The organism is Mesorhizobium sp. WSM3626, from assembly GCF_000513935.1.
Classification (GTDB): Bacteria; Pseudomonadota; Alphaproteobacteria; order Rhizobiales; family Rhizobiaceae; genus Mesorhizobium; species Mesorhizobium salmacidum.
This window is the reverse complement of record NZ_AZUY01000001.1, coordinates 142,107-163,131: the sequence shown is the minus strand read 5'-3', so window position 1 is coordinate 163,131 and position 21,025 is coordinate 142,107. Positions and strand designations below refer to the sequence as shown.

9 protein-coding genes are annotated in these 21,025 nt (G+C 64.8%); 7 read left to right on the top strand and 2 right to left on the bottom strand.

Annotation, left to right across the window (positions count from 1 at the left end):
- Positions 1 to 75 precede the first annotated feature (75 nt).
- Entirely contained in the window at positions 76 to 6,132 is a 6,057-nt protein-coding gene (locus tag M653_RS0100850) for a translocation/assembly module TamB domain-containing protein (protein WP_027141574.1), read from the bottom strand.
- Positions 6,133 to 6,134: 2 nt separating this feature from the next.
- Positions 6,135 to 8,063: an autotransporter assembly complex family protein gene (locus M653_RS0100845; protein ID WP_027141573.1), complete on the bottom strand. Its 1,929-nt coding sequence runs from the start codon at positions 8,061 to 8,063 to the stop codon at positions 6,135 to 6,137.
- Between the two features lie 280 nt (positions 8,064 to 8,343).
- Here M653_RS0100845 and M653_RS0100840 point away from each other — a divergent pair, with 280 nt between their 5' ends.
- The 7 genes from M653_RS0100840 to M653_RS0100805 all read left to right on the top strand — a co-directional run bounded on the left by M653_RS0100840 (position 8,344) and on the right by M653_RS0100805 (position 21,022).
- Positions 8,344 to 13,824 (top strand): alpha-2-macroglobulin family protein, encoded by a 5,481-nt coding sequence (locus M653_RS0100840; protein WP_027141572.1) that lies wholly within the window; start codon positions 8,344 to 8,346, stop codon positions 13,822 to 13,824.
- A 108-nt stretch (positions 13,825 to 13,932) separates the two neighbouring features.
- Positions 13,933 to 16,023, top strand: coding sequence for a penicillin-binding protein 1C (gene pbpC / locus M653_RS0100835; protein ID WP_245262038.1), 2,091 nt, complete (start codon positions 13,933 to 13,935; stop codon positions 16,021 to 16,023).
- Between the two features lie 203 nt (positions 16,024 to 16,226).
- Complete coding sequence (locus M653_RS0100830) at positions 16,227 to 16,976, top strand: M15 family metallopeptidase (RefSeq protein ID WP_084636336.1); 750 nt, start codon at positions 16,227 to 16,229, stop codon at positions 16,974 to 16,976.
- Positions 16,977 to 17,189: 213 nt separating this feature from the next.
- Positions 17,190 to 18,218 (top strand): sulfate ABC transporter substrate-binding protein, encoded by a 1,029-nt coding sequence (locus tag M653_RS0100820; RefSeq protein ID WP_027141569.1) that lies wholly within the window; start codon positions 17,190 to 17,192, stop codon positions 18,216 to 18,218.
- A gap of 22 nt (positions 18,219 to 18,240) precedes the next feature.
- On the top strand, positions 18,241 to 19,092 hold the full coding sequence (gene cysT / locus M653_RS0100815; RefSeq protein WP_027141568.1) for a sulfate ABC transporter permease subunit CysT: 852 nt from the start codon (positions 18,241 to 18,243) through the stop codon (positions 19,090 to 19,092).
- Positions 19,085 to 19,969 carry a sulfate ABC transporter permease subunit CysW gene (gene cysW, locus M653_RS0100810; protein WP_027141567.1) on the top strand — a complete coding sequence of 295 codons (885 nt, stop codon included), beginning with the start codon at positions 19,085 to 19,087 and terminating at the stop codon, positions 19,967 to 19,969. Before cysT ends, cysW begins: the two co-directional genes overlap by 8 nt.
- A gap of 12 nt (positions 19,970 to 19,981) precedes the next feature.
- The gene (locus M653_RS0100805) at positions 19,982 to 21,022 is read left to right on the top strand and encodes a sulfate/molybdate ABC transporter ATP-binding protein (RefSeq protein ID WP_027141566.1); all 1,041 of its coding nucleotides are present in this window, start codon (positions 19,982 to 19,984) and stop codon (positions 21,020 to 21,022) included.
- Positions 21,023 to 21,025: the final 3 nt, after the last annotated feature.

Sequence of the window (21,025 nt, the reverse complement as noted above, 5' to 3'; positions counted from 1 at the left end):
CTTCGGGCGATTAAACTGAGACATTCGCACTGGTTACGACAGCGCCAGTTGCGGCCAGGACGAAGGGCCAGATCGTCAATATTCCTTCTCGTAGAATATTCCGCCCTTGGCTTCGCCGGCGTCCGTCGCCTCGCCGCGCAATTTGACGCCGCGCCCGACATTGAGGTCGATGGTCGCCTTGCCGGAACCCGGCTTGTCGCCCTTCTGGATGGTCACATAGGTGCGGTCGTTGAGATACTTGCCGGCCGAGACCGCAGTGCCCCCCTTGTCATCGGTGATGACGTCGAGATCGTCGACGCCGATGGCGCTGCGCAGATTCTCCAGCAGCGACGTCGAGCCGCCGACACCAGCCAGTTGGCCGGCCGCTTCTGCCAGTTGCGCGATCTGCAGCGGCGATAGGTTGGACATCGACCGCCCGAAGATCAGTTGCGCCAGCACTTCATCCTCCGGCAGCGCCGGCACCGAACTGAAGGTGAATTTTGGATTGGTCGCCTCGCCCGACACCACGATGGTGACGGTTGCGCCGGTCGTGGTCGTCGTCGCCGTCAGGTTGAGGTAGGGCACCAGCGAGCCGGAGAATCCCACCGTGCCTTCGGTGAAGGTCAGCCGCTTGCCAAGGATCGACAGCCGGCCACGCTGCAAGGTGAAGGTGCCGACGGCTTGCGGCGACGAGGCCGGGCCGGTCAGTTTGAGCGAGCCGCCGAGTTCGGCGTCGACACCCCTGCCCTGGATGAAAATCTGGTTCGGCGCATTGACCGTGACGTCGAGCGCAAGGCCACTACCGCTGCTCTTGCCGCTGGTCGTCGCCGGGCGCAGCGCCTTGTCCTGTGCCCTGACCGCACCCGGCGCGTTCTTGTGCTTGACGTCGAGTGCCGAGAGCGAGCCCGGCAATCTGTCCGGAACCGTGATGACGGTCTTGGCCAGGTTGACGGTGCCGGCAATGGCCGGTGCCGACGTCAGCGGCCCCTTGATCGTCAGGTCGCCGCCAAGGTTTGCGGTCACCACGCGTCCATCCGTGTAGCGGCCATCGGTGAGCTTGATCGCCAGGTCGGCCGGGAACCCTTGCGCCGGATTGATGCCAACCGTACCGCTGGCCGACAGGCTGCCGCGCGTCGACAGCGTTCCCGTCAACCGGTTGATCCTGGCAACGCCGTTGCCTATCGAGACGTCCGCCGCGATATCGTTGACCGCAAGGCCCGAGCGTGCGTCGACCAGCCGCGCGCCCGAGGTTTTGACGCTGCCGCCGATCACGGGCGATGTCGCCGGACCGCGCACCTGGACATTGACGCTGGCGTTACCGGTCAGCGCCAGGCCCTGCGCGGCAAGCTTCTCGCCGAGGAGGCCGAATGGCACGGCGCCGTTGAAATCGAGCGCCAGCGCGGGCGTGCCCGCGGTCGTCACCGTGCCGCCGCCCTTGAGACCAAGCCCGGCTCCATCGCTGATATTGGCGTCGAAGGCCAGCTTGTTGCCGGCAAAGGTACCCGACGAGGAAACACTGACCGCGCCGACGCCCGCGCCGCGGGTCTGCGATGTCTGCACGCCGGCCGCGTCGATGTTGAAGGCAACGGCGGGGCTCGCCGGTGCGCCCGTCACCTTCACCGTGCCGGAGATGGAACCCGCGGCATCGAGACCGGGCGAAAAACTGTTGGCGAGCGACATCGGCACGCGCGCCAGGACCGCATTGATGTCGAGCGCCTGTCCGACCTTGCCGGTCACCGTCGCGGTGCCGCCGCCAAGGTTGAGCACCAGCCTGTCAAGCGTCGTCGTGCCATTGGCGATGCTGACGGTCGAGGCCTGGGCGATGGCCGCCTTGATGCCCTGGACCGTCGCCTGCCCCGAAGCGAGCTCGATCGTAGTGGTGCCGCCGGCCACCTTCACGCGGCCGGCGGCCCTCGCCGGAATGCCCTTGACCGTGGCGCCACCGGAGAAGCCGGTCCAGTCGCCGTCGCGCTTCAAATCGACATCGATGCCGCTGATCACGGTGCCGCCCGATGTGACGGTGTCGGCGTGAATCTTGCCGGAGATGACTGGCGCGGCGAGATAGTTGGCGATCAGCGCATCGATGGAAACGGCCTTTGCCTGGAGGTCGCCACGCGTGATGGAGGCGGTAGTCGCCTTGATGGCGACCTGGGGCGCCGCGCCATTCCTGGAGAAGGCGATCGTGCCGCGCACATCGCCCTCTGCCTTTTCAAGGGCCAGCGCGGCGAGCGGGCCGATATCGGGCAGGTCGAGTGAGATGGTGCCTTCAGGCACGAACTTGTCGTCCAGCGCCAGATCGCCTGAAATCCTGTTCTTGCCAAGCGAGAGGAGCAGGCCGTTGATGGCGCTCTTGCCGTCCGCCGTCGCCAGCACGGCACTCCCCTGCAGCGCCTGGCCGGCGACAATGCCGGTGAGCTGCACATTGGCTGCAGGGTTGGCAGCATCGGCCTTGCCGGTCGCCGTGAGCTTCAATCCGATGATCTCGCGCGATGCCACCGAGAGCTTGTCGCTGTTGACGGAAAGCGACAGGTCCGGCGCCATGGCCGGCCCTTGCGCACTCAGCGCAAAAGCGATGGCGCCCTTGGCATCCTTCGACAATGGCGAGATGTCGCTCAGCGTTCCCCTGATGTCGGCGGTCACCTTGTTGTCGGCAAGGCTTGCCTGGCCGTCGGCACTCAGCGCGCCCGAAGTGAGCTTCAATCCGCCTATGTTGAGATTGCCGTTGGGCTCGCGCTTCAGCGTGGCGCTTATCTGGGCGCGGTCGCCAAGCATGCCGCGTGCCGCCGCCGGCAGGGCCGACGATGGCGCATCCGCCTTCAGGTTGAGATCGATGGCACCGTCACGCAGCGAGACCTGGCCGGCGACCTGGCTGCTGAGCGCGTCGCTTTTCAGCGTGCCGCTGTCGATGGCGACGGCGTCGGCGCTCAGCCGGGCGCTGAGCGCCGCCGTGACCTTGCCTGCGATGAGCGGCGCGATCGTTGCATTGTCGAGCCCAACCTTGTCCACCGACACCGTTCCGGAAACCGGCCCGGCGCGGTTCCTGAGATCGAATGCGTCCGAGTGCAGCGTCAGGGTAAGTCCGTCCACCTTCGCCGGGCTGGTGACGACCGAAGACACGATCGCGGAAAAGTCCAGCCGGGCATGCGTGCTTTCGCCCGCAATTTTGGCCGACACTGATCGGACCTCGAGCTTGACCGGGCTCTCGATACTTCCGACCGTCAGCGGCAGGCTGGGGCCGGACGAGGTCAGATCGATCGCGAAATCGCTGGCCCCGTTCGGGTTGATGGTGCCGGCGGCCTGGCCGGAGACCTTCTCGCCGGAGAGGGTGGCACGGTCGAGGGCGACGCCGCCGGCAATGGTGTAGCTGCCGACCGCATCGACGGCGAGTGGTCCGAGCCCTGCCTGCCGGGTCTGGCTGGTCTCGGCGCCGGCCAGTTTCGCGTTGAACCGGATGTCGGGAGCTGCCGGGGCGCCGCTCACTTCAGCGATACCATCAAGCGTTCCCGTAGCATCCAGGCCTGGCAAAAACGCATTGGCAAGCGTGGCAGGCAATGCGGAGACCTGTGCCGCGAGATCGAGTGTCTCGCCGGCGCTGCCCGAGAGCGCCACTTTGCCGCCGCCGATATCGAGCGCCAGCTTCTCGATGTTGGCTGTGCCGTCGGCGATGGTCAGAGCCGACGGTTCGGCAATTGCCGCCTTGATGCCGCGAATGGTGGCGTCGCCCGAGGCAATCTCGACGCTGGTAGTGCCCTCGGCGATCTTCACCCGGCCGGCAGCGGTCGCCGGAATGCCCGCGATTGTGGCGCCGCCGGTGAAATTGGTCCAGTCGCCGTCGCGCTTGAGATCGACGCCGATGCCGCTGATTTCGGTGCTTCCCGAAGTGACCGCATCGGCCTTGATGGTGCCCGAGATCGCCGGCGCCTTGAGATAATTGGCGATCAGCGCATTGATGGCGATCGCTTTGGCCGTCACCTCGCCACGCGCGACCGACGTGCTCTTGGCATCGATGGCAATGGAGGGTGCGTCGCCGTCCTTGGCGAAGAGGATGGTGCCATTGATGTCGCCGGTCACCGCCTGGCCGGCCAGCGCGGCCAATTGGTCGATTGCCGGCGCGGCGAGCGTCAGCGTTCCCAAGGGCATGAACTTGTCGTCGAGCGCCAGGTCGCCCGAGACCTTGTTGTCGCCCAGCGAGACCAGGAAGCCGTTGATCGAACGCTTGCCCTCGCTGGTCACCAGGGCAGCCTTGATGTCGAGCGGCTGGTCGTTGACGGCACCGGTCAGTGAGACGTTGGCGGAAGGGCTCGTTATGTCGGCCTTGCCGCTCGCGGTCAGCTTGATGGCCTTCACCGTGCGGCCCGAAGCGGTCAGGCTGTCGCTGTCGGCGCTAACAGTGAAATCCGGCGCGGTGATCGCGCCGGTCGCCGACAGTGCGAAATCGACCCCGCCGGTAACCGGCACGCCGACCGTCGGCGACAACACTGAAACGTCACCCAATTTGCCCTTGATGTCGGCCTGGATGTCCGTGCCCTGCATACTGGCCGTACCGCTGGCGCTGAGCGATCCCGAAGTGAGTTCGATCGAGTTCGCGGCGAAAGAGCCCTGCGGATCGCGCGATGCCGTGGCCGAGAATTTCACCCGCCCGCCGAGCACCGAGGCGATCTGCTGCGGGAACGCGGTCGCCACGGCATCGGCGTTCATTTTGAGCTGCATCGACATGTCGGCGAGCGCTACCGTCGCCGTCAGCGACGCATTGAGCGCATCGGAGCGCAGCGTACCCTGATCGATGGCAACAATGGCGTCCTTGCTGATTGAACCGGCCAGATCGACATTGACCTTGCCGGTGACCAGCGGCGCCAAGGTCGCGACGTCGGTTTCCAGGCCGCCAGCCTCCAGCTTGACGGCAACCGGGCCGGCGCGGTTCTGGATATCGAAACCATCGGAATGGATTTGCGCCGCCAGATCGTCCAGCCGCGTGCCGCCGACGACGATCGAAACGAAGGACGCGCCAATGTCGACGATCGGCGCCTTGCCGTCGCCGAAGGCCCGCGCGGTGGCGTTCTTGATCGCGAGCGTGATCGGCTGCGCCTTGCTGCCGACGCTGATCACCACGGGCGGACCCTTGGCGGCGAGTTCGACCGACAGGTCGCTGGCGCCGGCGGGATCGGCTATGCCGGAGGCGGTGCCGTGCACCGCATCGCTCTCGATGCTGGCCCGGTCGATGCTGATGCCGCCAGCCGAGGTGGCGGTGCCCGCGATATCGAAGCTGGTCTTGCCGGCAAACAGCGACTTCAGGTTTTCCGGCAGGAAGCGCGCAAAATCGCCGTCGCCCTTTGCCTCGACATGATTGCCCTTGTCGGTAAGCTGGTGGCGGCCGGTGAGCTGGGTGACGATCCGATGGTCGACGAGGAAGGTACCGACACCACTCCAGTTGGCAAGCGGGCCGCTGCCCAAAACCGCGATATCGACCGGTGGCGCATCCGGCAGCTTGAGCAGGTTGGCAATGATGCCGCCGGCCGGCTCCGACGCCTTGAGGTCGAGGTCCAGCTTGTTGTCGGTGGGTGCGAAATGGATCTTGGCATCGACATTGCCTTGTTTACCGTCGTGGCGGGTGACGTTGAGCACCGTCTGGACCGCAAGTGGCGCGGCATCGGCCTTGAGCATTCCCTTGGCCGCGAGCTCGGCGATGCCACTGCCGGCCAGCTGCTCGCCAAGCGCGATTTCCGGCAGGTCGATCTGCTTGATGTCGATGGAGACCGGCAGCGTCGTCGTGCCGCTCTGCGCCGGCGGCCGCGTACCGGCCACCGGCAGGCGCGCCAGTTCGATGCGCTCGGCCGCGATGCGATCGGCGCTGAAGCTTTTCGACAAAAGTGCCGTCGGCGACCAGTCGACGGCTACCTTGCGCGCCACCAGCCACGCGCCCTCGCGGTCCTCCAGCACGACATGGTCGACGCTGAGATTACCCGACCAGATGCCGTCGATACCGCTGACGGTAACCTTGCGATCGTCGCTCGAGGCCAGCCGCGAAATGATGCCGGCGAGGTTATCGCGCCCGCGCTCGGTCTTGGTCAGCACGACGAGCGCGCCGATCGCACCCGCGACCACGATCAGCAGCGTGTAAAGGACAATGCGAAGGATGCGCCAGACCGTTTTCATCGTCAGAACGCCTGGCCAATGCCGGCATAGATGCCGAAATGCGGGTCGCCGGGATCACGGTTGAGCGGCACGGCCGCGTCAATGCGCAACGGTCCGAACGGCGTGACATAGCGCAGGCCGACGCCGGCACCGACCTTGACGTCGGAGAAATTGGGAACCGACCTAGTCGACACCGTACCGGCATCGACGAAGGGCACGATGCCGATCGTGTCGGTGACGGCGATGCGCATCTCCACCGAGGTCTCGAAGAACGACAGGCCGCCGATCGGCTGGCCCGTGAAATCCTTGGGACCGATGCCCTGATAGGCATAGCCGCGCACAGAGCCGCCGCCGCCGGAATAAAAGCGCCGGTCGGCCGGGACGCTCTGCAGCCCGGTACCGACGATCGAGCCGATGGCGACACGCTCGGCAAGCACGAATTTCGAGGCCGTGTCCAGCGACTGATAGGCCGATCCCTCGCCCTTCAGTTTGAGGAAGGCGGCACCACTCAATATGTCGTAGCTCGGCTCGGCATAGGCGAGCACCCTGAAGCCCCTGGTCGGGTTCAGCCTGCTGTCCCTGTTGTCATAGACATATTGCAGCGGAATGCTGGCGATCAGGTAGGTGTGCTTGCCGAAAGCGTCGTGGATGCGCGAATAATCGAGCGCGACCTCGGCCGATACGGTCTGCCTCTTGTCGAGTTCGTAGGACAGGCCGGTGCTCCCCTTGACCGAGAAATGGTCGTATGCGTCCGGATGCTCGAGCACGGTCTTCACGCTGGCGAAGAATTTCGACGCCGGCCCGATGACGCCGGGTTTCTCGAACATGATGCCGGCATTGTAGTTCAGTTCGGACAGATTGTTGCTGCCGATGCCGCTGATGGCGCCGTCGATGCGCAGCTTTTCGGCACGGCCAAACAGGTTGCGATGGCCCCAGTACCCCTCCAGGCCAAGTCCTTCGGTGTTCGAGAAGGTGCCGCCGAGCCCGAAGAAGCGCGGCTTGCGCTCGCTGACCTGGACGTCGATCGGGATGTTGCCTTCGGCGTCGAGCTTGTCGGCTTCCTTGAACGTCACGCTGTTGAAGACCTCGAGCGCCAGCAGCCTGTCGCGCGCGTCGCTGATCTCCTGCGGCGAGTACTGCTTGCCGCGCTTCAGCCCGGTCATGTATTCGGTGAAGTCGCGGTCGACCTTCTCGGTGCCTTCCACGGTGGTCGCGCCATAGCCGGCGACCGGCCCGGCTGCGACCGTCAGCGTCACGCCGAGTGTCGAGGTGGCATGGTCGGCGACGATCTGCCGGTCGGTCACCTTGGCCAGCGGCCTGCCCTGCTCCTTCAGCGTCCGCACGATCAGCGCCTCGGCCTTCAGCACCGCGCCCGATCCGGCGTCGCCGCCAGCTATCAGCCCATAGTCGGCGCTCATCAGCCCCGCCGCGTCGCCCTCCAGCCTGATATTGCCAAGAGTGAATTTGGGGCCGGCCGAAATGGTGATCGCCACCGGAATGGGCTGCGGACCCTTGAATTCGGCGTCCGGCGGCAGTTCGTCGAGCGGCTTGCCGTCGATGGTGATGGTGACGACGCCTTCATAACGGGCGTCGGCATAAAGTGCGGCGACCAGCTGTTCACGGTCGCTGCGCGCCTTGGCCATCAGCCCGAGCGAGCCCGAAACCGGCCGGTCCTCATCGCCTTTCAGCGCCGAGGCGTTTTCGAGCTTCTTGACGAGGTCCTTGTCGGCATCGGGTGCGGAGATGGTCACCGCGTAACGCAGGGGATCGGCAATATCGGCGTCCTCGTCGCTGGAGGATCCCCACAGCTTGATGCCGAAAAGCTCGAACGCGGCCGCGTGCCTCGCTTCGCAAAGCAGCGCCGACGAACACAGCATCGCTAAAAGCAGGGCGCGCGGAAGCACGCGCCCTGGCGCGGTCCCTCCTGACATCTGCTCTTCATGCGCCGGCATTAAGATAACCTAGTTCGTAAACCTAAAATTGGAATGAAGTTCTGAAGCGCTCGTAAAGGGGCCACAATCCAATTGTCTGAAATAGGACGGGCTTGGAATTCACACCTTCTGCGTTTCCGCAAGAATGCGTGATCCCCTGTCCTATGGAGGTTACTGTCCGCATACCGGTCCTTGGCCGGAAAATAAACCGTTGGCAGGCGGCACCTGCCGCGTTCGCGCGTTGACAAGCCTGACTGAAGCTTGATCATGCCCGGACGTCTGCAATTGTCTGGAGGGTGTAATGGCAATGCGCGCGGCTCGTGGTCTGTCGATTCTCGTCCTTCTCTTCTTTGCCTGGGGCAGCGTCGCGCAAGCGGCCGACGCCCGGCGAATCGCAACGACCGACAATTCCGACTATTTCGGTTTCGACCTCAGGTCGGACCAGAACGTCACGCTCGACCAGTGCAAGACGACATGTCTAGGCGATCCGGCCTGCCGCGCCTTGACCTACAACACCAAGGCCAAATGGTGCTTTCTCAAATCCGACTATAACCAGTTGAAATCCTTCACCGGCGCGATCGCCGGCAAGGTCGTCAACATCGACGGCGATCCCGATATCGGCGCGCCGCCGGAACTCGCCTTCTTTCCCAACTGGATGGCCGACCAGGCCCAGCAATATCGCACCAAGCTGCTTGGGCCGGCCTTCGACAAGCCGACTGAGGGCATGGCGGCGCTGACCAATGCCGCCGAACAGGCCGTATTGGCCGGCGATCATCGCGCCGCCATGCAGAAATACGAGGCCGCTGTTTCGGTCATGCCTGACGATGGCCAGCTCTGGCTCAGGCTGGCGCGCGAAACGCTGGCCGTGCAGCCTGCCGCGAACACCTCCGAAGCCTCGACTTTGCCGGCAAACGGCACATCGGCCGCCTTCAACGCCTACAAGCTGCTGCGCACCACCAAGACGCGCGCCGAAGTGCTGGCGCTGCTCGGCAATGGTCTCGACAAGCGCGATCTCTACCGGCCGGCGCTCCAGGCCTATGAGGCCAGCCTTGCGTTGGAAAGCGCGCCCGCGGTGCAGGCCGACTATGCCGATCTGAAGGCCCGCAAGGGGTTCCGTGTCATCGATCACTCTGTCGATGCCGACACCAGCGCGCCGCGCATCTGCGCGCAATTCTCCGAGGATCTGGTCAAGACCGGCGTCGACTACACGCAGTTCGTCACCGTCGACAACGCACCGCCCAAGGGCGTCGAGGCCAAGGACAAGCAGATCTGCGTCGAAGGGCTCGAACACGGCCAGCATTATGACGTCACCTTCCGCGCCGGCCTGCCGGCCGCGATCGGCGAAGTGACCGCCGCCCCCGTGGTGCTGTCGATCTATGTGCAGGACCGCGCGCCGTCCGCCCGCTTCACCGGCGACAGCTTCGTGCTGCCGGCCGGCGCGCGCCGCGGCATCCCGGTCGTCACCGTCAACATGAACGCCGCCGAAATGAAGCTCTACCGCATCGGCGATCGTTCGCTGGCGCAGCTTCTGTCGGGCTATCAGTTCCTGCACCAGCTCGACGGCTATGACATCTCCAACATTTCCGAGCAGATGGGCGCGCCGGTCTGGCAGGGCCAGCTCGACATCGTTAACGACCTCAACAAGGAGGTCACCACCTCGTTCCCGGTCGACGAAGCGCTGCCGCAGCGCAAGCCCGGCGTCTATGTGCTGACCGCGCAGCCCGTCAACGACAAGAGCGACGATTACGGTTCGCTGGCCACGCAGTGGTTCGTCGTCTCCGACATTGGCCTGTCGACCTATACCGGCCAGGACGGGCTCAATGTCTTTGCCCGTTCGCTTGGCAGCGCCAAACCGATACCGGGCGCCGAACTGACGCTGGTTGCCCGTAACAACGAGGTTCTCGGCACCGCGACGTCCGATGCGAACGGCCACGCCGTCTTCAACCCCGGCCTGACGCGCGGTGACGGCGGCATGGTGCCGGCCGTGCTGATGGCCAAGCAGGGCGACAATGATTTCGTCTTCCTCGACATGGCCAAGGCCGGCTTCGACTTGTCCGACCGTGGCGTCACCGGACGCGCCGCACCGGGCGCGCTCGACGTCTATGCCTGGACCGAACGCGGCATCTACCGCGCCGGTGAGGACGTCCACGTCGCCGCCCTTGCCCGCGACGGTGCGGCCAAGGCGGTCGAGAACCTGCCGCTGACCTTCATCTTCTCGCGCCCCGATGGCGTCGAGGACCGCCGCATCGTCAGCGACGGCGCCTCGGCCGGCGGCCACGCCGTCGACCTGCCGCTCGAACCCAACGCCATGCGCGGCACATGGTCGGTGTCGATCTACACCGACCCCAAGCAGCCGGCGGTTGCCAGCCAGATGTTCCTGGTCGAGGACTTCGTGCCGGATCGCATCGAATTCGACATGAAGGCCGACAAGCAGGAAATCGCGCGGGGCGAAACCGCCAACATCGACATTGACGGCCGCTTCCTCTACGGCGCGCCGGCGGCGGGGCTGGCGCTGGAAGGCGAACTCACACTGTCGACGTCGCGCGACTGGGACCGCTTCCCCAACTTTTCCTTCGGCCTCGCCGACGAGCAGTCGGCGGAGCCCACGGTCACGCCGCTCACCGATCTGCCGGTGGTTGGCGATGACGGCAAGGCGACCTTCCCTGTTACCGTCGACCAGTTGCCCTCGACCACCAAGCTGGTCGACGGCAAGGTGACGGTGCGCATGCGCGAAACCGGCGGCCGCGCCATCGAGCGCTCGCTCAACATCGGCATCCGCCCGCAAGGCCATATGATCGGCATCCGTCCAGACTTCGCCGACGGTGAAGTGCCGCAAGGCGGCACGGCCAAGTTCAGCCTGATCGCCGTCGATCCCGACGGCAAGCGCGAGGCACTGAAAGGCGCGCAGTGGACGCTGGTCAAGGTCGAACGCAATTACCAATGGTACCGCTCCAACAACTCCTGGAACTACGAGCCGGTGACCTTGACCAAGTCGATCGCCAACGGTCAGGTCGACCTCGGCGCCGATGGCGACGCAACCGTCTCAGTACCGGTCGATTGGGGTCAGTACAGGCTCGAGGTCGAGACATCGGACCCGGAGGGGCCCGCCACCAGCTATGAGTTCGACGCCGGCTGGTATGTCGCCTCGACCACCACAGAAACGCCCGACGGCCTGGAGATTGCCCTGGACAAGGATAATTATGCCGCCGGCGAAGTGGCCAAGCTGAAAATCTCGCCGCATTTTGCTGGCGAACTTCTGATCAACATCGGCTCCGACAAGCTGCTGAAGACCATCACGGCGACCGTGCCGGCTGGCGGCAGCACCGTCGACATCCCGGTCGGTGACGACTGGGGCGCCGGCGCCTATGTCACCGCAACCCTATTCCGGCCGGGCGATGCGCAGGAAACCCGCATGCCCGCCCGCGCCATCGGCGTGAAATGGCTGACCGTCGATCCGGGCGCCAAGAAGCTCGCCATCACGCTCACGCCGCCGGACAAGACCATGCCGCGCCGGCAGCTGTCGATCCCGGTTTCCGTGGCCGGCGTGCAGCTGGGCACCAACGCCTATGTCATGGTTGCCGCCGTCGATGTAGGCATCCTCAATTTGACCAACTACAAGGCGCCGGATCCGGAGACCTGGTTCTTCGGCCAGCGCATGCTGGGTATGGAGATCCGCGACATCTACGGCCGCCTGATCGATGGCTCGCTGGGCACCGCCGGCAAGCTCAGGACTGGTGGCGACGGCGCCAACATGCAGGCGCAAGGCAGCCCGCCCACCGAAAAGCTGGTCGCCTTCTTCTCCGGCCCGGTCCAGCTCGATGCCAATGGCAAGGCGCGGATCGACTTCGACATTCCGCAGTTCAACGGCACCGTGCGCGTCATGGCCGTCGCCTGGACCAAGGAGGCGGTCGGTCATGCCCAGTCGGACGTGATCGTACGTGATCCCGTAGTGATCACCGCCGGCCTGCCGCGCTTCCTGGCGCCTGGCGACAATGCCGTCATGCGGCTCGACGTAGCCGACACGGACGGCCCCGCCGGCGACTATGCGCTGTCGATCGACACGACGGGCGACCTGTCGACAGGCGACAAACCCCTGCCCCAGAAGCTGACGCTCGCCCAGGGCAAGCGCCAGACCCTGACGGTACCGCTGATCGCAAAGACGGCGGGCAATGCGTCGCTCACCATCAAGCTGGCACACGCCGACGGCACCAAGGTCGAGCAGACGCTCTATGTGCCGGTGCGCCCGGCCCAATTGCCGGTCACCACGCGCCTTGTCGTCGATCTCAAGGGCAATGGCGGCGCGTTGCGCGTCGACAAGGAACTGCTGGCCGCAAGCCTGCTTGAGGGCGCTTCGGTCAGCGTCGGCGTTTCGCAGGCGGCGGCCTTCGACGTGCCGTCGCTGCTGATGACGCTCGATCGCTACCCCTATGGTTGCGCCGAGCAGACCACCAGCCGCGCCATGCCGCTTCTCTACGTCAACGAGATGGCATCGGGCATCGGCATGGAAAGCGACCCTGACCTGCACGGCCGCATCCAGGATGCGATCTACAAGGTCCTGAGCTACCAATCATCGAGCGGCAGCTTCGGCCTGTGGGGTCCGGGCTCCGGCGATTTGTGGCTCGACGCCTATGTCAGCGAGTTCCTGACCAGGGCACGGGAGCAGAAATACGACGTGCCGGCTCTTGCGATGAACCAGGCCCTGAACAACCTGCAGAACTCGCTCGGCTACGACCAGAGCGTACAGGACCGTGGCAGCGAGATCGCCTACGCCCTCTATGTGCTGGCCCGCAACAAGAAGGCCTCGATCGGCGACCTGCGCTACTACGCCGACACCCAGCTCGAAGCGTTCTCCAGTCCTATGGCCGTTGCCCAGCTGGCGGCGAGCCTGGCGCTCTATGGCGACACGCAGCGTTCGGAGGCGACGTTCAGGACCGCGCTGCAGCTCGCCAAGTCGAGCACCGACTACGACTGGTACCGCTCCGACTACGGCTCGGCGTTGCGTGACGGCGCGGCGATGCTGTCGCTGGCGGCGGAATCGAAGCCGGTATCGACGATCGTGCCCGAACTGATCAAGCTGGTGACCAGGAAACGCGCCGAAGCCCGCTGGACCAGCACCCAGGACGATTCCTGGATGCTGCTGGCGGCCCGTGCGCTGAAGGAGGGCAATGATTCGATCACGCTGACCGTCAATGGCGCGCCGCATTCCGGCGGCTATTCCAACCAGGTCAACGGCTCGGAACTGGTCGACAGCCCGCTCGAAATCGCCAACCCCGGCAAGCCCCCGCTGCAGGCCGTCGTCACCACCGTGGCGTCGCCGATCCAGCCCTTGCCGGCCGGCGGCGACGGCTTCACCATCGCCCGCACCTACTACAAGCTCGACGGTACCGAAGCCAATGTGACCGAGGCCACCCAGAACGAACGCTATGTCGTCGTGCTCAAGGTGACGGAACAGAACAGCTGGCCGTCGCGCCTGCTGGTCACCGACCTGTTGCCGGCCGGCTTCGAGATCGACAATCCAGGCCTCGTCTCCAGCGCCCAATTGACGAACTTCTCCTGGCTGGCACAGACCGACGCCGCGCATCTGGAATTCCGCGACGACCGGTTTGTCGCGGCGTTCAACCCGGCCGACGGCGACCACGACCACAATCTGACGCTTGCCTATGTCGTGCGCGCCGTGACGCCGGGCACCTACGCTCATCCGGCGGCAACGGTGGAGGATATGTACCGGCCGCAATATTCGGCCCGCACCGCCACCGGCATGATGGAGATCAAGGTACCGTAAGGTGCCGGTGGAAACGATCATGCACATGGCGGTTACGTTCATCACAGCTACCTTCTCCCCGTCCCTATACGGGGAGAAGGTGCCGGCAGGCGGATGAGGGGCAGCGCCATGCTCACCAAAAGGTTCCTCCGCCGCACTGCCATCGTGGCAGCCTCACTAACCGGGTTCATCGCAATCGTCACCGCCACCCTCTGGGAGCTCGATCGCGCCTTCCCGCCTCCGCTTCCTGAAAAGCTCACCGTCTCCACCGAAGTCCAGGACCGCGACGGCCAGCTGTTGCGCGCCTTCGCCACCCCGGACGGCTACTGGCGGCTCGAAACCCGGCTCGACCAGATCGACAAGCAGTTCGTCGACATGCTGGTCACCTATGAGGACAAGCGCTTCTGGGACCATGAGGGCGTCGATGTGCTGGCGCTGGCCCGCGCCGCCGGCCAGTTCGCCACCAGCGGCCACATCGTCTCCGGCGGCTCGACCCTGTCTATGCAGCTCGCCCGGCTGATCGAGCCGCGCGAGAGCCGCAGCCTCGGCTCCAAGATCAAGCAGATGTTGCGCGCCATCCAGATCGAACGGCGGCTGTCGAAGCGCGAGATCCTCGAGCGTTACCTGACACTGGCGCCCTATGGCGGTAATCTGGAGGGCGTGCGCGCCGCTTCGCTCGCTTATTTCGGCAAGGAACCCAAGCGGCTGACCGTTTCCGAGGCCGCCCTTCTCGTTGCCCTCCCCCAACTGCCGGAAAAGCGCCGGCCCGACCGCAATCTCCAGATCGCCCATGCAGCGCGCGATCGTGTGCTGAGCCGCATGGTCTCATCAGGCCTGATCGGCGAACGCGAGGCGGCACGCGCGGCACTCGACGATGTGTCCGGCTTGCGGCGCACCTTGCCGGCGCTTGCCGCGCATGCCTCCTATGCGATGCTTCCCAAGGCCGTCCCCGGTCAGCCGCTCAAGCTGACGATCCGCAAGAGCGTCCAGCAAGGACTGGAACAGGTGGCGCGCGACGCCGCCACCAAGCTCGGGCCGCGTCTCTCCGTCGCCATGGTGCTCGCCGACGCCCGCACCGGCGAGATTCTGGGCGAGGTCGGCTCGGCCAATTTCTTCGATGCCAGCCGTTCCGGCTGGATCGACATGACCAAGGTCGTGCGTTCGCCCGGCTCGACGCTGAAGCCGTTCATCTATGGCCTCGCCTTCGAGCAGGGACTGGTGGCGCAGGAAACGCTGATCGAGGACAGCCCGGTTGATTTCAGCGGCTACAGGCCGAAGAATTTCGACATGGGCTACCAGGGCGATGTCAGCATCCGCCAGGCTTTGCAACTGTCGCTCAACGTGCCGGCGATCCGCGTGCTCGACGCGGTCGGCCCGGCGCGGCTGACAGCGCGCTTCCGCCAGGCGGGCGTCAACCCGATCTTGCCGGTCAACGAAGCGCCGGGCCTGGCCATCGGCCTCGGCGGCGTCGGCGTCACGCTGCGCGACCTGGTCCAGCTCTACACAGGGCTCGCCAATGGCGGCAAGACGCACTCTCTGCGCGACGGCACCGAACCGGCCAACGCCGTGAGTTCGACCACCACCATCCTCAACGACCAGGCCAACTGGCAAATCATCGACATCCTCTCGGGTGTGAAGCCACCCGAAGGCGCTTTGCAGCGTGGCATCGCCTACAAGACCGGCACTTCTTACGGCTACCGTGACGCCTGGTCGGTGGGCTTCGACGGCCGCTATGTGCTGGGTGTCTGGGTCGGCCGGCCCGATGCCGGCGCGGTGCCGGGTCTTTCCGGCTATGTCTCGGCCGCTCCGATTCTGTTCGAGGGCTTTGTCCGCTCGGGGCTGGCGACCGTGCCGCTGCCGGGCAAGCCGCCTGGCGCCTTTACCCCCAAGCGCGAGGACCTTCCGGTGACGCTTGCCCGCTTCGGCGCCGGCGCGGATGGCCTGGTGCAGGCGACGCCGACCGAACCCGCGCCAACCATCATTTTCCCGCCGGACGGCGCCCGCGTCGATCTCGCCACCAATTCGGCCGACGCCTCGCCACTGGTGCTGAAATTGCAAGGTGGCCGCGCGCCGTTCCGCTGGCTGGCCAACGGCAAGCCCCTCATCGGCCTCGACCGCCGCCGCACCGCGACCTGGCAGCCCGACGGCGCGGGTTATTCGACGCTGACCGTCATCGACGCGGCTGGACGAGCGGCGAGTGTAAAAGTGTTCGTTGAGTAGAGTGCGTCAAGGGATTCAGCGCATTGGCTTTTTGAGATGGGGGATAGAAGGATAGCTCGCCTGACGCCTGGTGCGAGGCGCCCCCCTCTGGCCTGCCGGCCATCTCCCCCTCGAGTGGGAGATCGGACTTCCTCGTTGATTTCGCCAACGTTCGACGACTGAGCTCGGCGTCAAAGTTGCCGATCTCCCCCGTTGAGGGGGAGATGCCCGGCAGGGCAGAGGGGGGCCTGCTTGGCTATGCCCTGCGCCAGGTCGCAGCCATTCTCGTCACATTGCTGATGGTCACCCACTCTGCCTTCGCCGATCCCCTCCCTGCCGGCTTCGTCCGCCTCTCCGATATCGCCCCATCCATCCGCCAGGACGTTCGCTACGCCAGCTCCCACAATTTCCTGCACCGCAAGGTGAACGGCTATAACGCACCTGTCTGCATTCTCACCGAGGAGGCGGCGAAGGCACTCTCCAGCGTTCAGAAGGCGATGATCGCCAGGGGCATGACGCTGGTCGTGTTCGACTGCTACCGCCCTGCCCGCGCCGTGGCCGACATGGGCGATTGGACGACCGCGGGTGGACCGCCGGATCCGCAGTGGTATCCGAAGATCAAGCGCAGCGACCTCATCACCGAGGGCTACGTCGCCCGGCAGTCGGCACATTCGCGCGGCTCAACCGTCGATGTTGCTATCGCGCCTGCCGACAGTCCGTCCGTGCCGAAATCGGCCTGCGGCGCTGTCGATGCCAACACCCTCGATTTCGGCACCGGCTTCGATTGTTTCGACACGATGAGCGAGACCGCGCATCGCCCGCTCGGCACCGAAGCAGCGGCAAACCGCAAGCTGCTCGTCGATGCCATGCGTGCTGGCGGGTTCAAGAACTATGCTCGCGAATGGTGGCATTTTGCGCTCGCCCACGAGCCATTTCCCAAGCAGCGCTTCGATTTCCCCGTGACCGCCGAGTAAGCTGCCCAACACAGACTTGCCCGGCAGCCGTGCATCCCTAGATTGGCCGGATGGCGGACCGGCTCCGGTGCGGAGCAGCTGCAAGGAAAATATTTTCCCATTGCCGCGACAGATCGCCGAAGATTTTCTTCAGGAAGGCAAAAAAGGCAAACATTCAATGCATCTTATTTCTATCAATTCGGTAGATTTGGCGCGGGTTCAACGGAGGCAGAAATGACCAAACCTCATTTCCGGAAACTGCTCGGCGCACTGGTCGCCACATCTGTCCAGTTCGGCACGCTCGGTTTCGCGTTTGCCGACACCACCATTCTCAACGTGTCCTACGATCCGACGCGCGAGCTCTATAAGGCCTATGACGAGGCCTTCGCCGCGCATTGGAAGACAGAGACCGGCGAGACGGTGACCATCCAGCAGTCACATGGCGGATCGGGCGCCCAGGCCCGCGCCGTGATCGACGGCCTGGACGCCGATGTGGTGACGCTGGCGCTCGAAGGCGACATCAACGCCATCGTCTCCAAGTCAAAGAAGATCAATCCCGACTGGCGCACCAAATTCGAGAACAATTCAGCGCCTTACACCTCGACGATCATCTTCCTTGTCCGCAAGGGCAATCCCAAGGGCATCCACGACTGGAACGATCTGATCAAGGACGGCACGCAGGTGATCACGCCCAACCCCAAGACCTCGGGCGGCGCGCGCTGGAACTATCTCGCGGCCTGGGCCTATGCCAACGCCAACGATGGCGGCGACGAAGCCAAGACCAAGGAATTCGTCGGCAAGCTCTACGCCAATGCTCCCGTGCTCGACACCGGCGCGCGCGGCTCGACCGTGACCTTCGCGCAAAAAGGCCTGGGCGACGTGCTGATCGCCTGGGAAAACGATGCCTATCTGGCGCTCGACGAGTTTGGCGCCGACAATTTCGACATCGTCTATCCGCCGACCTCGATCCTGGCCGAGCCGCCGGTGGCAGTGGTCGATGCCAATGTCGACGCCAAGGGTACGCGCAAGGTGGCCGAGGCCTATCTGAGCTACCTCTATTCCAAGGAAGGCCAGACCATCATCGCCAAGAACCACTACCGGCCGTCCAAGCCCGATCTGGTTCCGCCCGAGGATCTCGCCAAGCTGCCGCCTATCAAGCTGATCACCATCGACGACCCGCTTTTCGGTGGCTGGAAGAAGGCACAGCCTTATCATTTCGGCGACGGTGGTATATTCGACCAGATCTACAAACCGGCCCAGTGAGCTAAACCTAGATCGGGACGACATGACCACAGCACCCGCACAGGCGGGGTGGCGGTTCAGACAGCCGAGCGTCATTCCGGGTTTCGGATTGACGCTCGGCTTCTCGCTTGCCTACCTCACCCTCATCATCCTCATCCCGCTGTCCGGGCTGATCTGGCGTTCGGCCGCTCTCGGCTGGGCCGATTTCTGGGCCATCGCCACCGATCGCCGCACGCTCAACGCACTTGAAATCAGCTTCGGCACCGCCTTCATCGCGGCTGTCGTCAATGTCGTTTTCGGTACGCTCGTCGCCTGGGTGCTGGTGCGCTACCGTTTTCCCGGCCGCCGCATCGTCGATGCGATGGTCGACCTGCCATTCGCGCTGCCGACGGCGGTGGCTGGCATCGCGCTGACCACGCTCTACGCGCCGAATGGCTGGATCGGCAAGCTGCTGATGCCGCTCGGCATCAAGGTCGCCTACACGCCGCTGGGCATCGTCATCGCGTTGATCTTCATCGGCCTGCCCTTCGTCGTGCGCACCGTGCAGCCGATCATGGAAGAGATCGACAAGGAAGTGGAGGAAGCCGCCGCCACGCTCGGCGCCAGCCGCTTTCAGATCATCACCCGCGTGCTCTTTCCGGGCCTGGCGCCGGCCATTATCACCGGCTTCTCGCTGGCCTTCGCGCGCGGCGTCGGCGAATACGGCTCGGTCATCTTCATCGCCGGCAATTTGCCCTACAAATCCGAGATCGCGCCGCTTTTGATCGTCATCCGGCTCGAGGAATACAATTACCCGGCGGCGACCGCAATCGCGGCAATCATGCTGGCGTTGTCGTTCATCATGCTGTTGATCGTCAATCTGGTGCAGACATGGAGCCGCAAGCGCTATGGCTGAACCCGAGATCAAATCCTACGAACCGTTCCATGAAAGCCGCTCGGCGGCAGTGACCGAAAGCCGGCCGGCACGGGCCGTGCTGATGACCGTCGTCTTCGTCTTTCTCGCCGTCTTCCTGTTGCTGCCGCTGATCATCGTTTTCAAGGAAGCCTTCGCCAAGGGCGTTGGCACCTACCTGGAATCGCTGAGCGATGCGGACACCCGTTCGGCGATCCGCTTGACCTTGCTGGTCGCGGCGATCTCGGTACCGCTCAACATCGTCTTCGGTATCTCGGCCGCCTGGGCGATCGCCAAGTTCGAGTTCAAGGGCAAGGCCTTCCTGACCACGTTGATCGATCTGCCCTTCTCGGTCTCCCCCGTCATTTCAGGCCTGGTCTACGTGCTTCTGTTCGGCGCCCAGGGGCTGCTCGGCGAGTGGTTGAAGGCACATGGCATCCAGATCTTGTTCGCCGTGCCGGGCATTGTGCTGGCCACCGTCTTCGTCACCTTCCCCTTCGTCGCCCGCGAACTGATCCCGCTGATGCAGGAACAGGGCAATGGCGACGAGGAAGCGGCTCTTTCGCTCGGGGCCAATGGCTGGCAGACGTTCTGGTATGTGACCTTGCCCAATGTCAAATGGGGCCTGCTCTACGGCGTGCTTCTGTGCAATGCGCGCGCCATGGGCGAGTTCGGCGCGGTTTCGGTGGTGTCGGGCCACATACGCGGCCTGACCAACACCATGCCGCTGCATGTCGAAATCCTCTACAACGAATACAATGCCGTCGGCGCCTTCGCCGTCGCCTCATTGCTTGCCGGGCTGGCGCTCGTCACGCTGGTCTTGAAAACTCTGCTCGAGATGCGCTACGGCGCCGAACTCGCCGCGACGCGCGGACATTAGAAGGTTCATTGCATGGAAGTTCGCGTTGCCAATGTGCGCAAGGAATTCGAGCGGTTTCCGGCGCTCCACGACGTGTCGCTCGACATCAAGTCGGGCGAACTGATTGCGTTGCTCGGACCGTCCGGCTCCGGCAAGACGACCTTGCTCAGGTTGATCGCCGGACTGGAGCGCCCGACGCGTGGAAAAATCTTCTTTGGCGACGAGGACGCTTCGCAAAAGTCGATCCAGGAACGCAATGTCGGCTTCGTCTTCCAGCACTACGCGCTGTTCCGGCACATGACGGTGGCCGACAATATCGGCTTCGGCCTCAAGGTGCGGCACGGGCCGACGCGGCCGCCGGCAGCCGAAATCCGCCGCCGCGCGTCCGAGCTTCTCGATCTCGTCCAGCTTTCAGGTCTGGAGAAGCGCTATCCGGCGCAGCTTTCGGGCGGCCAGCGCCAGCGCGTGGCGCTCGCCCGTGCCATGGCCATCGAACCCAAGGTGCTGCTGCTCGATGAGCCGTTTGGCGCGCTCGATGCGCAGGTGCGCCGGGAACTGCGCCGCTGGCTGCGCGAAATCCATGACGCTACCGGCCACACCACCGTCTTCGTCACCCACGATCAGGAAGAGGCGCTGGAGCTTGCCGACCGCGTCGTGGTGATGAGCCAGGGCCGCGTCGAGCAGGTCGGCACCGCCGACGACATCTACGACACGCCGAACTCGCCCTTCGTCTACGGCTTCATTGGTGAATCGAGCTCGCTTCCGGTCAAGATCGAGAATGGCGAGATCTGGCTCGCCGACCGTCCGATCGGATTGTCGGCGCCGCACGCGCCCCAGGGCGATGCGATGCTGTATTTTCGCCCGCATGATGTCGAACTGCTGGACGGCTGCAGCGGCTGCATCGCCGGCACCGTGGCCGCCAGCCGCCGCGTTGCCGGCACACGGCGCGTGGAGCTCGAAATCGGTGGCGAACGCCAGCGGGTCGAGATCGAACTGCCGGTCGATCATCCGGCGGCACAAAAGAGCCGGGTGGCCTTCCGGCCGGGGCGCTGGAAACTGTTCCCGGCTGCTTAGCCA

What these genes read in the sequence shown, in the direction of transcription:
- M653_RS0100850 (WP_027141574.1), bottom strand. Translation starts at nt 6,132, where the DNA reads ATGAAAACGGTCTGGCGCATCCTTCGCATTGTCCTTTACACGCTGCTG.
- M653_RS0100845 (WP_027141573.1), bottom strand. Translation starts at nt 8,063, where the DNA reads ATGCCGGCGCATGAAGAGCAGATGTCAGGAGGGACCGCGCCAGGGCGC.
- M653_RS0100840 (WP_027141572.1), top strand. Translation starts at nt 8,344, where the DNA reads ATGGCAATGCGCGCGGCTCGTGGTCTGTCGATTCTCGTCCTTCTCTTC.
- pbpC (WP_245262038.1), top strand. Translation starts at nt 13,933, where the DNA reads ATGCTCACCAAAAGGTTCCTCCGCCGCACTGCCATCGTGGCAGCCTCA.
- M653_RS0100830 (WP_084636336.1), top strand. Translation starts at nt 16,227, where the DNA reads ATGCCCGGCAGGGCAGAGGGGGGCCTGCTTGGCTATGCCCTGCGCCAG.
- M653_RS0100820 (WP_027141569.1), top strand. Translation starts at nt 17,190, where the DNA reads ATGACCAAACCTCATTTCCGGAAACTGCTCGGCGCACTGGTCGCCACA.
- cysT (WP_027141568.1), top strand. Translation starts at nt 18,241, where the DNA reads ATGACCACAGCACCCGCACAGGCGGGGTGGCGGTTCAGACAGCCGAGC.
- cysW (WP_027141567.1), top strand. Translation starts at nt 19,085, where the DNA reads ATGGCTGAACCCGAGATCAAATCCTACGAACCGTTCCATGAAAGCCGC.
- M653_RS0100805 (WP_027141566.1), top strand. Translation starts at nt 19,982, where the DNA reads ATGGAAGTTCGCGTTGCCAATGTGCGCAAGGAATTCGAGCGGTTTCCG.